This is a genomic window from Bradyrhizobium sp. NC92, from assembly GCF_025200865.1.
Classification (GTDB): domain Bacteria; phylum Pseudomonadota; class Alphaproteobacteria; order Rhizobiales; family Xanthobacteraceae; genus Bradyrhizobium.
In genome coordinates this window covers 3,845,245-3,857,063 of record NZ_CP104171.1, presented here as the reverse complement: position 1 = coordinate 3,857,063, position 11,819 = coordinate 3,845,245, and the positions used below count along the sequence as shown (strand labels likewise).

General features: G+C 64.4%; 11 protein-coding genes. 7 read left to right on the top strand and 4 right to left on the bottom strand.

Annotation, left to right across the window (positions count from 1 at the left end; translation table 11 throughout):
- Positions 1–69: 69 nt before the first annotated feature.
- Complete coding sequence (locus tag N2602_RS17915) at positions 70–603, bottom strand: REP-associated tyrosine transposase (RefSeq protein ID WP_260383442.1); 534 nt, start codon at positions 601–603, stop codon at positions 70–72.
- A gap of 192 nt (positions 604–795) precedes the next feature.
- Between N2602_RS17915 and N2602_RS17910 the strand changes: the two genes are divergently transcribed.
- From N2602_RS17910 to N2602_RS17890, 5 genes are all read left to right on the top strand, one after another.
- Positions 796–1,647 (top strand): phosphodiesterase, encoded by an 852-nt coding sequence (locus N2602_RS17910; protein WP_172786498.1) that lies wholly within the window; start codon positions 796–798, stop codon positions 1,645–1,647.
- 1 nt (position 1,648) lies between these two features.
- Positions 1,649–2,599 (top strand): carbohydrate ABC transporter permease, encoded by a 951-nt coding sequence (locus N2602_RS17905; protein WP_260383441.1) that lies wholly within the window; start codon positions 1,649–1,651, stop codon positions 2,597–2,599.
- A complete protein-coding gene (locus N2602_RS17900) occupies positions 2,596–3,465 on the top strand; it encodes a carbohydrate ABC transporter permease (protein WP_260383440.1) in 870 nt (289 codons plus the stop codon). Before N2602_RS17905 ends, N2602_RS17900 begins: the two co-directional genes overlap by 4 nt.
- An 11-nt stretch (positions 3,466–3,476) precedes the next feature.
- On the top strand, positions 3,477–4,811 hold the full coding sequence (locus tag N2602_RS17895) for an ABC transporter substrate-binding protein (RefSeq protein ID WP_260383439.1): 1,335 nt from the start codon (positions 3,477–3,479) through the stop codon (positions 4,809–4,811).
- Between the two features lie 192 nt (positions 4,812–5,003).
- Positions 5,004–6,332 carry an IS1182 family transposase gene (locus N2602_RS17890; RefSeq protein WP_212257604.1) on the top strand — a complete coding sequence of 443 codons (1,329 nt, stop codon included), beginning with the start codon at positions 5,004–5,006 and terminating at the stop codon, positions 6,330–6,332.
- A gap of 109 nt (positions 6,333–6,441) precedes the next feature.
- Here N2602_RS17890 and N2602_RS17885 read toward each other — a convergent pair whose 3' ends face one another.
- Positions 6,442–7,431 (bottom strand): zinc-dependent alcohol dehydrogenase family protein, encoded by a 990-nt coding sequence (locus N2602_RS17885; RefSeq protein WP_260383438.1) that lies wholly within the window; start codon positions 7,429–7,431, stop codon positions 6,442–6,444.
- Positions 7,432–7,534: 103 nt separating this feature from the next.
- On the opposite strand from N2602_RS17885, the gene N2602_RS17880 reads away from it, so the two are divergent.
- Together N2602_RS17880 and rnd are read left to right on the top strand one after the other, a co-directional pair.
- Positions 7,535–8,434, top strand: a complete 900-nt coding sequence (locus N2602_RS17880; protein WP_260383437.1) for a LysR family transcriptional regulator — start codon at positions 7,535–7,537, stop codon at positions 8,432–8,434.
- Positions 8,435–8,788: 354 nt separating this feature from the next.
- Positions 8,789–9,937, top strand: a complete 1,149-nt coding sequence (rnd, locus tag N2602_RS17875; protein WP_172786492.1) for a ribonuclease D — start codon at positions 8,789–8,791, stop codon at positions 9,935–9,937.
- Between the two features lie 116 nt (positions 9,938–10,053).
- Here the strand turns inward: rnd and N2602_RS17870 are convergent, their stop codons facing one another.
- Together N2602_RS17870 and N2602_RS17865 are read right to left on the bottom strand one after the other, a co-directional pair.
- Positions 10,054–11,436 carry an aspartate aminotransferase family protein gene (locus N2602_RS17870; RefSeq protein ID WP_260383436.1) on the bottom strand — a complete coding sequence of 461 codons (1,383 nt, stop codon included), beginning with the start codon at positions 11,434–11,436 and terminating at the stop codon, positions 10,054–10,056.
- Positions 11,437–11,634: 198 nt separating this feature from the next.
- Positions 11,635–11,805: a hypothetical protein gene (locus N2602_RS17865; protein WP_212257567.1), complete on the bottom strand. Its 171-nt coding sequence runs from the start codon at positions 11,803–11,805 to the stop codon at positions 11,635–11,637.
- Positions 11,806–11,819: the final 14 nt, after the last annotated feature.

Below are 11,819 nucleotides of genomic sequence, written 5' to 3'. Positions count from 1 at the left end.
CATTCCCACCGAGCAGAAAGTGAAGAGGTGGATTACGCTTCACTAATCCACCCTACAGACTGACGCTGATCATGCCCTCTCACCGAACTCGCCTGCGATCCTGACGTCCCCGCCCCAATCCTCCGGAAACAATCCCGCCCGCACGTCGCGATGAAACGACGAGTACGGCCAGTCGCAAACCTTCGACACGTGCCCGTGCTTGACGGGATTGTAGTAGCAATACTCGACATGGCGAGCGAAGTCGGCCTCATCGCGAATGACATGCTCCCAGAACCGGCGTTGCCAGATACCGCGTTCGTTGCGCGCGGCACGGACTGCGCTCCGACGCTCGGTCGCCGGGAGTGCTTTGACGAACCGTGCCTTGATCAATCGCCAACGCCCAGAAAAATTGGCATCGCCCGGCGGCAGCTTCCAGATCGCGTGGAGATGATCCGGCAGGACCACGAAAGCATCGATCTCGAAAGGATAGCTCCGGCGGGTAGCGGCGACTGCGTCCCGCAAGCTCTCGATCTCCTCGGTCAAAAGAGATTTCCGCCGATCAAGCAAGTTCACGGTGAAGAACCAGCGTCCTCCGGGGATGAATGCGCGGCGATAGTCAGGCATCAACCATCGATAGCACAACTTGAGGTTGGCTCACAGTGGTGGATTACGCCTTCGGCCAATCCACCCTACGACACGGGCGCTTGTGGACACGGGAACCGCTGTCATCAAACTGAAACACACGCGCTCTAACGGGCTGGCAGCGCCGTCTTGCCGGAGGCGCCGATCCTCCAACCGTCCCGATTTAGGCGCGCCATGCCCTTCAAGTTCATCCACCTCACCGACACGCACCTCGCGAACCCCGGCTTGACGCTCTACGGGCTCGATCCGCGCGCCCGGCTGGATGCGGCGATTGCCGACATCAACAAGCACCAGTCCGACGCTGCGTTCGCCGTGGTGACCGGCGACCTCACCCATTGGGGCGAGGCTGAGTCCTACGCCAACTTCGCCGAGGCGATGGCGGCGCTGAAGATTCCCTACATCGCGATGGTCGGCAATCACGACAAGCGCGTCATCTGCCTCGACGCGCTGAAGGCCGCGCCGCGCGATGCCAACGGCTTCGTGCAGGGCACGCGCACCACCGAACATGGCCTGTTCGTCTTCCTGGACACGCTGGACGAGACCAGCCATGCCGGCGAGATGTGCGCAAAGCGCCTCGGCTGGCTGGCGAATACGCTCGCGGCCGCCCCCGCCGAGCAAGAATTCGTCGTGTTCATGCACCATCCGCCCTTCCCGGTCGGCGTCCACGCCATGGACGAAATCGCGCTGAAGCAGAGCGCCGAATTCGCCGAGGTGATAGCGCCCTATCGCGCGCGCATCCGCCACCTGTTCTTCGGCCATGTGCACCGGCCGATCTTCGGCAGCTACGGCAAGATCCCGTTCTCGACGTTGCGCGGCACCAACCACCAGGTCTGGTTCGAGCTCGACGTTGCGGCCAGCGAGCATCTCGCCAGCCACGAGCCGCCGGCCTATGGCGTCGTGCTGATCGACGACGAGAACCTCGTCGTGCACAGCCACGATTTCCTCGACGAAAGTCTGCGCTTCCCCTTCGAACCACCGGCAGGAGTGGACGGCCGCGACTATGCACTCAATTTCCCGGCGCGATGAGATGAGCCTCGCTGAACCCGCGGCTCTCCCGGTCGCGACGTCGGCGGCACCGCGTCTCAACGTCCTGAAGCGGTTCATGGAGCGCTTCAAGACCTCGCTGCCGGCCTATCTGCTGCTGTTGCCCTCGCTGGTCTTCCTCGCGCTGTTCACCTATGGCGCGATGGGACGCGTCCTCATCGACGCGCTCTATCAGCGCGCCACGCCCAAGGCGCCGGTGCGTTTCGTCGGCCTCGACAATATCAGCGCCGTGCTCGCCGACCCCGCCTTCACCGGCGCCGTCGTCAACAATTTGATCTACGCCGTCGGCACGGCGGTGCCGAGCATCGGACTTGCGCTGTTGTTCGCGCTGGCGCTGTCACGCACCCACGCCGTGAACAGCGCGCTGCGCGCCGCGCTGTTCCTGCCGGTGCTGATCCCGATGGTCGCAGCCTCCGCGCTGTTCCTGTTCATCTTCCTGCCGAATGTCGGCCTGCTCGATTATTACATCGGCCGGCTGCTTCCGGTGCTGCCGAACTGGCTCGGCGACCCCGACATCGCGCTCTACGCCATCATGGTCATCACGATCTGGAAGAATGCCGGCTATTACATGCTGTTCTTCCTCGCCGGCCTCCAGGCCGTGCCCGAGGATGTGATGGAGGCGGCGCATCTCGATGGCGCCGGGCCTTACATGCGCCTGCGCCACATCATCCTGCCGGAGCTCAAGCCCACCTTCCTGTTCGTCACCGTCATCGCCACGCTGAACGCGGTGACGCAGGTCGACCACGTCTTCGTTATGACCCAGGGCGGGCCGTCCAACGCGACCAACCTCGTGCTGTTCTACATCTACCAGCAGGCGGTCGAGCATTACGACATCGGCAAGGCCTCGGCGGCGACGCTGCTGACGCTCGCCGCGCTGATGGGCCTCACCGCGCTGTCCTTCCGCACGATGGCCAACCGCGAGGGCGGGCCATGAAGCTGATCGATACGCTGTGGAAGGACGCTCCGCTCGCCACCCGCGGCGAGATCACGCCCAAGCTCGGCTTTGCGCTGACAGTGCTGCTCGCGATCGTCTGGCTCATCCCGTTCCTGTGGATGGGCGTTGCGACGCTGCGCCCGGCCTCCGACGGCATCAACACGATGGCCGAACTGATGCCGAGCCTGAAGCCGACGCTCGACAATATCAGGGATGCCTGGGAAATCGGCGATTTCCCGCGCTACACGATCAACACCACGATCATCTGCACCGGCATCCTCCTGGTGCAGTTCGTCGCGATCACGCTGGCCGGCTTTGCCTTCGCGCGCCTGGAATTCGCCGGCAAGACGCTGATCTTCTATTTGTTCCTGATGCAGCTGATGCTGGTGCCGGTGCTGCTGATCGTGCCGAACCTGTCGCTGGTGGCGCAGCTCGGCCTATACGACACGCTCACCGGCGTGATGATGCCGTTCTTCGCCTCGGCCTTCGGCACTTTCCTGATGCGCCAGGCGTTCGAAGCCATTCCGACCGAGCTGGAAGACGCCGCCCTGATCGACGGCGCCGGCCTGTTCCAGCGCATCCGCCACATCTACGTGCCGCTGTCGATGCCGAGCTTCTCGGCCTTCGCCATCATCTCCGTGACCAGCCACTGGAACGACTTCCTGTGGCCGCTGATGGTGATCAATTCGCCGGACAAGCGGCCGCTCACGGTCGGCCTCTCCGTCTTCACCAAGACCGCCGAAGGCACGCAGGCCTGGGGCACCATCGCCGCGGGTACGCTGATGGTGATCGCGCCGCTGCTCGTCGCCTTCCTGATCTTCCAGAAACGCTTCATCAGCTCTTTCGTCACCTCAGGCATCAAATAGGAGATTTTCCGATGCTGTTCTCCCGCAGGATCGTGCTTGGCCTCGCCATGGCCGGCTCAATGGCAGGCGCCCTCGCCTTTCCGGCTCTCGCCGGCGAAGGTCCGACCGAGGTCGACCTGTTCTTCCCCGTCCCCGTCGACGGCAAGCTCGCCCGCGACATGGGCACCTTGATCAAGGAGTTCAACGAGACCCATCCCGACGTCAAGGCGACCGCGGTCTACACCGGCTCCTACGACGACACGCTGATCAAGACGCGCGCCGCGATCAAGGCCGGCAAGCCGCCGGCAGCCGTGATCATGTCGGCGAACTTCCTGCTCGACATGCAGATCGAGAACGAGCTCACCAACCTCGATGCGCTGATCAAGGCGGACGGCATCACCAAGGAGCAGTTCCTCGGCCAGTTCTTCCCGGCGCTGCAAGGCAACGCGGTGATCAACCGCTCGGTCTACGGCGTGCCCTTCCACAATTCGACGCCGCTGCTCTACATCAACGCCGACAAGGCCAAGGAAGCCGGCCTTGATCCGAGCAAGCCGCCGCAGACCTGGGCCGAGCTCACCGACTGGGCCAAGAAGCTGACCAAGCGCGAGGGCGACAAGGTGACCCAATGGGGCATCGCGATCCCCTGCGCCTACGACTATTGCGGCTGGATGATGGAAACGCTCACCATGAGCAATGGCGGGCGCTACTACAACGAGGAGTTCGGCGGCGAGGTCTATTACGACACGCCCTCGATGCTGGGCGCGCTCTCCTGGTGGAACGACCTGATCTATAAGCACAAGGTGCATACGCCCGGCGCCACGCCCGGCCCTGCCGTCAGCACCTCCTTCATCTCGGGCAATGCCGCGATGATGATGCTGTCGACGGGCTCGCTCACCTACGTGCGCAACAACGCCAAGTTCGCCTACAAGGTCGCCTTCATTCCGCGCAACGTCCGCAACGCGGTGCCGATCGGCGGCGCCTCACTGATCATGCCGGCCGGCCTCGAGGCCGACAAGCAGAAGGCCGCCTGGACGCTGATCAAGTGGATGACCTCGCCGGAGAAGAGCGGCTGGTGGAGCCGCGCCACCGGCTATTTCGCGCCAAACATGGCCGCCTACAAGACGCCCGAGATGGTCGAATTCCTGGGCAAGAACCCGGACGCCAAGACCGCTGTCGAGCAGCTCGACGTCGCAAAGCCGTGGTTTGCGACCTACAAGACCGTCCCGGTGCGCAAGAACCTCGAGGACGAGGTGATGCTGGTCCTCAACGGCAAGAAGCAGCCGAAGGAAGCCCTCGCCGCCGCCCAGAAGGCCGCCGACGAGACGCTGAAGCCGTACAATGCGGAGACGTCGCTGAAGCTGCCCTGATTCGTCGTAGGGTGGGTTAGCTGCGCGAGGCGCGAAGCGCAGTTCGCGCAGCGTAACCCACCTCTTCCGCGTCTGCGGATATGGACAGCGGTGGATTACGCCTTCGGCTAATCCACCCTACGAGACTGTGAATCTTTTGTACCGCGCGTCAGACGAATGTGATTCTCTGGGCAGACTGATCTGCTGGAGAGGATGATGGCTGACGACGGACTTTTTGGTGAATTGCCGGAGCAGTCGGCACGAACCGAAGCGGTGCCGCAAGGCGCACCTCGGCTGCGCGAGCCTGTGCGCAATCAGGTCGAATTGCGAGCGGTCGATATCGACAGCCTGATCGGGCAGGATCATCCAGCGCGGGTGATCTGGGCTTATGTCGAAGGGCTGGACCTGAGCGAGCTGGAAGATCGCGTCAAGGCACGGGAAAACAGGCCGGGCCATCCGGCGCCATCGCCACGGTTGTTGCTGGCGCTTTGGCTGTACGCCGCGAGCGATGCCGTTGGCAGCGCGCGGGCGCTGGACCGGCTCTGCGACAGCCACGACGTCTACCGCTGGCTCTGCGGTGGCGTGTCGTTGAACCATCACGGGCTGTCGGACTTCCGGGTCGGCTGTGCCGACTTGCTCGACCGTTTGCTGGTTGAACATCTGGTGGCCCTGAACGAGGCAGGGCTGGTCGATCTGGAGAAGCTGACCCAGGACGGGGTGCGGATACGAGCGAATGCCGGGACCGGATCTTTCCGGCGGGAGGCGACGCTGGATCGGCAGATGGCGCAGGCCGAGGCCATTGTGGAAGAGCTCAAGCGCGAGGTCGATGCGGACCCGGAAGCCAGCAATCGGCGGATCCGGGCCGCCAAAGAGCGGGCGGCGCGCGAACGCAGCGAGCGGGTGCAAGCCGCGCAGGCCGCGCTGGCCGAGATCAAGCGCAAGCGAAAACAGCTCGACGACAAGGGCGGCAATGGCAAGAAGCCGAAGGAGCCTCGGGCCTCCACCACCGACCCGCAGGCCAGGGTGATGAAGATGGCCGATGCCGGCTTCCGTCCGGCCTATAATGTGCAGGTGGCTAGCGCGGCTGGCGAACTGATCGTGGTCGCGATCGATGTCGACAACAGCGGCTCAGATCGTGGCTTGATGCGCCCGATGCTGGAGCGAACGCGCGCTCGGCTGAAGCGCTTGCCACGCCGCTACCTCGCCGATGGCGGGTTCTGCACTGGCGACGACATCGAATGGGCGCATGGCGAGGGCATCGAGGTTTACTGTCCACCGCCCCAATCCAGGAGCGGTGTCGATCCCTTCTTACCCCGGAGCAGCGACGGTCCTGGCATAGCGGCCTGGCGTGCTCGCATGGCCAGCGAAGCCGGCAAGGCACAGTACCAGGCCCGTACCATCTGCGAATGCATCCATGCCCGCTGGCGCAACTGGGACCTCAGGCAACTGACCGTGCGCGGCATCGAGAAGGTCCGTGCCGTCGTGCTCTGGTACGCCCTCACCAACAACATCCTGCAAGGGCATCGTCTCGCAAAAGCATAGATAACCAACAGCCTGACGCCGCCGGCTTCCCCCATCAAGGGGCGATACCACCCCTTGATGCCGAAGCCGAAACAAAACGAATTGGCTCACAGGCTCTACGGTCCCCTCATCAGATCGTCACCACGATTTTGCCGAACTGATCGTTCGACTCCAGGAAGCGATGCGCTTCGACGATGTCCTCGAACCGGAACGTCCTGGCGATGACCGGCTGCAACGTGCGATCCGACAGCCCGTCGAGAATGAACGCCTTTGCCTGCGCAAGGCGCACGGGATCGCGGGTGATCTCGTGCACGAGATAGCCGCGCAACACCAGGCTCTTGGTCAACACGTTGAGAAGCGGAAACGGCGTCGGCTCGGGACTCAATCCGCCGTATTCGATCAGGATTCCGCCCGGCGACATCGCCGCGGTCAGCGGCTCGAACGCGGGACCGCCGACGGCGTCGAAGACGACGCGGACCCCGTTTGATCCGGCGATCGCCTCCAGCCGCGCCCGAATATCGTCTTCGTCCGAGGCGACGACATGGGCAGCGCCGGCATCGCGCAAAGGCCCAATCTTGCCCGAGGTCCGTGTCAGCGCGACCGCCGTCGCGCCGACCCGGTTCGCAATCTGAATGGCCGCGATTCCGACGCTGCTGGATGCCGCGGTGATGGCAACGACGTCGCCTCGGCCAAGTCGGGCGATATCAACCAAAGCGCCGTAGGCCGTCAGATACTGCATCCACACGGCAGCCGCCGTTTCGAAGCCGAGCTCCGGCGGATGTTTCACGACGAGTTCGGCCGGAAACGTCGCGAGCTCGGCATAGGCCGGCCATCGCACCATCGACAGAGGCGGCACGATGCTCACGACATCTCCTGGCACAAAGCTGGTCACATCATCCCCGACCGCTTCGACGATGCCTGTCGCCTCCAGGCCCAGCCCCGACGGAAAAGTCGCGCGCTCGATATAGGTCCCCCTTCGCAACAGGGCCTCGGCGCGGTTGAGGCCGAGTGCCCTGACCCTAATCTGCACCTCGCCCGATGCCGGCGGCGGGACATCGACGGTCTCGATGCGCAGCACGTCGGGACCACCATGGTGATGAAAGCGAACGGCGCGGGCCATGGATGCACTCCAAAACAGTTGAACCGAATGGAGCTATGCCGGTCCGCGCGAAAGGAATAAATCGCTCAAACAACTGAACAGTCGAAACCAGGAGTTTTCAATCATGGACCGCCTGACCAGCATGGCCGTGTTCGTCAGGGCCGTCGACCTCGGCTCTTTCGCGGCCGCGGCCGACGCCCTGGAGATGTCGGGGCCGATGGTGGGCAAGCACGTCCGTTTCCTCGAAGAACGCCTCGGTGCACGGCTCCTCAACCGCACCACGCGGCGCCAGAGCCTGACCGACGCCGGCCAGGCCTATTACGAACGCTGCCGCGCGGTGCTGAGCGAGGCCGAAGCCGCAGATAGCGTCGTTGCCGACCAGTTGTCGGAGCCGCGCGGCCGACTGCGTGTGACCATGCCGGCCCTGCTGGGACGGCACTGCATCGCGCCCTTGTTGGTGAGGCTGGCGCGGAAACATTCGCATCTCGAGCTCGACCTCTCGTTCGGCGATCCGATCGCCGACATCGTCGAGGCCGGCTACGATCTGGCAATCCGGACTGGCGATCTCGACGACCAGTCCGGTCTGATCGCGCGGCGCATCGCAAGCCAGCGCATGGTGGTGTGTGGTGCGCGGTCGTATTTGCGCACGAGCGGCAAGCCGAAATCGCTCGACGATCTCGCCAACCATCAAGCGATCATCTATCGCGGCTCGGGGCGTGTCCGGCCGTGGCTGTTTCCGCAGGAGGGCGGCATTCCGCGCGAGATCATGCCATCGGGCCGGCTGAGGTTCGACGATCTGGAGGCGATTGCCGATGCCGCGGCGCAAGGCATGGGCCTTGCGTGGCTACCCTATTGGCTGGTCCGCGAGCGCCTCGATACTGGTGCGCTCGTCAGTCTCTTCAGCCGTCAGCCGCAATTCCTCTACGAGTGCCACGCGCTCTGGCCGCGCTCGCCCCGGCTGCCGCCGAAGGTGCGCGCGGCCGTGGACATGCTCGCGGCCGGCCTGCCGAAGCTGATGGCATGACCATGGCTGCGGCGCGCCATTAACCCTCCATCCACCATCCGCTCCCGGCCCGCCGCCGGTAACCATCGCAATTAACAGACCCTCAACGCAGCCCCGACAAATCTATCCATGTTTCTGGAGATTTCGCCGTGGATCTGTTGGTTTTCGAGTTCCTGGGACTGGCGCTGGTCGCCATGTGCGTGATCGTGGTGGCGCTGCCCTGCGCGCGAAAACCCTCGCAGCGGGTCCGTTACGAATAGGAATTTGGTCGGAAAGGGACGATTCCGGCCCGATGCAAGGCTCGAATTCGCTTAGAGCCCCTTGACATCACAGCACTTTCGGCAGAACGGCTGTATTCAGTGTCATGGGCCGTTCATGGATTTGATTACCACCACCGCTGACCTCGCGGCTGCCTGCAGCCGGCTGGCCAAGCACCCCGTCATCACAGTCGATACCGAGTTCCTGCGCGAGACCACTTATTACCCGCTGCTGTGCGTGGTGCAGATGGCCAGCGCCGAGGAAGCCGTGGTTATCGACGCCCTGGCCGAGGGGATCGATCTCAAGCCGTTCTTCGAGCTGATGGGCAACGAGGGCGTGCTGAAGGTGTTTCACGCCGCCCGCCAGGACATCGAGATCATCTGGCACCAGGCGGGCATCATCCCGCACCCGGTGTTCGACACCCAGGTCGCTGCGATGGTGCTCGGCTACGGCGACAGCATCGCCTATGACGCGCTGGTCGAGAAGGTCACCGGCCACCGCCCGGACAAGACCCACCGCTTCACCGACTGGTCGCGCCGGCCGCTGACCAAGGAGCAGATGCATTACGCTGTATCCGACGTCACCCATTTGCGCGACGTCTTCGCCGCGCTCGACGCCGACCTGAAGAAGCGCCGCCGCAGCGAATGGGTCTCCATCGAGATGGAGGTCCTGACCTCGCCCCGCACCTATGACTTCCACCCCGAGCGCGCCTGGGAACGGCTGAAGACGCGGGTCCGCAAGCCCAAGGACCTCGCGGTGCTGATGGAGGTCGCGGCCTGGCGCGAGCAGGAGGCGCAGAGCCGCGACGTGCCGCGCGGCCGCGTGCTGCGCGACGAAGCCGTCACCGACATCGCGACCCACGCGCCGACCACGCTGGAGAAGCTCGCGCATCTGCGCTCGGTGCCGAAGGGGTTCGAGAAGTCCAAATGGGGCGCGGACATCATCGCCGCGGTCGAGCGTGGGCTCGCGAGGGACTTCACGAAGCTGCCCAAGCTGGAGAAACCGCGCAACAATTCCAACGGCGCGGCCATCGTCGAGCTTTTGAAGGTGCTCTTGCGGATGACCGCCGAACGCCACGCAGTCGCAAGCAAGGTGATCGCGACCGTCGACGATCTCGAAGAGATCGCGGCGGACGATGAGGCCGACGTCCCCGCCTTGCGCGGCTGGCGCCGCGAGCTGTTCGGCGACGCCGCCTTGAAGCTCAAGCGCGGCGAGCTGGCGCTGGCGATCGAGAAGGGCCGCGTGATCGGGGTGCAGCGGGCGTAGGCGGCCGCTGTTTCCACAGCGTCATTGAGCGCAGCGAAGCAATCCAGAATCTTTCCGCAGTGGCAGTCTGGATTGCTTCGTCGCAAGGGCTCCTCGCAATGACGGGGAGAGAGCCCCTACGCCGGCGTCAGCTTCGCCACTTCGCTCTTCATGTCGTTCAGCACGCCGGAGATTGCGTCCACCAATTCGTCGATCTGGGCCTTGGTCGTGATCAACGGCGGGCAGATGGCGATGGCATCGAGCATGTTGCGCGAGATCACGCCGCGCTCCTGGAGCATGCGGCTGGCGATGCCGCCGACGGCGCCCGGCGTGCTGGCGGCGGTCTTGCGCCCCTTGTCGAGCACGAGCTCGAGCGCGGCGATCATGCCGACGCCGCGGACCTCGCCGACCAGCGGGTGGCTCGTAAGCTCACGCAAGCGGCCCTGCATATAGGCGCCGAGCTCGGCCGCGTGGGCGACAAGGCCGCGCTCCTCGATGATCTTGAGGTTTTCCAGCGCAATCGCCGAGCCGACGGGATGGCCGCCGGCGGTGAAGCCGTGGCCGAGCACGCCGATCTTGTTGCTCTCGTCCGCGATCGGCTCGAACATGCGGTCGTTCAGGATGATCGCCGACAGCGGGAAATAGCTCGAGGTGATCTGCTTGGAGACCACCATCGCGTCCGGCTCGATGCCGTAAGTCTCGCAGCCGAACATCTTGCCGGTGCGGCCGAAGCCGCAGATTACCTCGTCGGCGACCAGGAGAATGTCGTACTTCTTCAGCACCTTCTGGATCTTGTCCCAGTAGGTCGCCGGCGGCACGACGACGCCGCCCGCCCCCATCACCGGCTCGCCGAAGAAAGCCGCGATCGTATCCGGCTCCTCCTTCTGGATCAGCGCGTCGAGCTCCTCGGCCCGGCGCGTGGCGAAGGCTTCCTCGCTCTCGCCGGGGGCACCGTCCTTATAAAAGTGCGGCGAGCCCGTATGCAGGATGTTCGGCAGCGGCAGGTCGAAGGAGCGGTGGTTGTTCGGCAGGCCCGTCAGGCTGGCGGATGCGATGGTGACGCCGTGATAGGCACGCAGGCGGCTGATCACCTTCTTGCGCTGGGGCTGGCCAAGCGCATTGGAGCGATAGGCGATCAGCTTCAACACCGTGTCGTTCGCTTCCGAGCCGGAATTGGTGAAGAACACCTTGCTCATCGGTACAGGCGCGAGCGCGACCAGCTTCTCGGCGAGGTCGATCGAGGGACCGTGCGATTTGGCGGAGAAGGTGTGGTAGAACGGCAGCGCCTGCATCTGCTTGTACGCCGCCTCGACCAGCCGCTTCTCGTTGAAGCCGAGCCCGACGCTCCACAGGCCCGCCATCGCTTCGAAATAGCGCTTGCCCGACGCGTCGAAGACATAGGGCCCCTCGCCGCGCTCGATCACCAGGGGACCGGCCTGCTGATGGGTGCGCGCATTGGTGTAGGGATGGAGCTGATAGGCTACATCCCGGGCCTCTTGCGAATTGGGCAGCATGGACATTTGCGAAGATCCTTGAAAGCGTCACGCCGCCGGCTCGGCCGGCGTCATCACTCGATGGCAACTGCTTGTCTTGAGTACGTGGCTATTGCCACGACGCGAAACTTGCAACGCCAATTCGTCGGCGGCAAGCGCTCAGCAGGGATGCACAAAGCCGCACATGACGGCACCACGGATCGCAGAAGCCGGGCCGGGCAGCTTTCACGCCGCGCCGCCGTCGTCCCCTTCGTCGCTGGCGGCAACGGCTTCCCTCACCTCCACCAGCGCCATCGAGAGCAAGTAGACCGTCGTGGGCAGCCCCAGCCTGCGCGCCTTCTCGGCGGCATGCGACAGATCGCTCACCAGCTCCTTGAGCTCGTCTCCCCGCGACAATTCTCAACCCCATC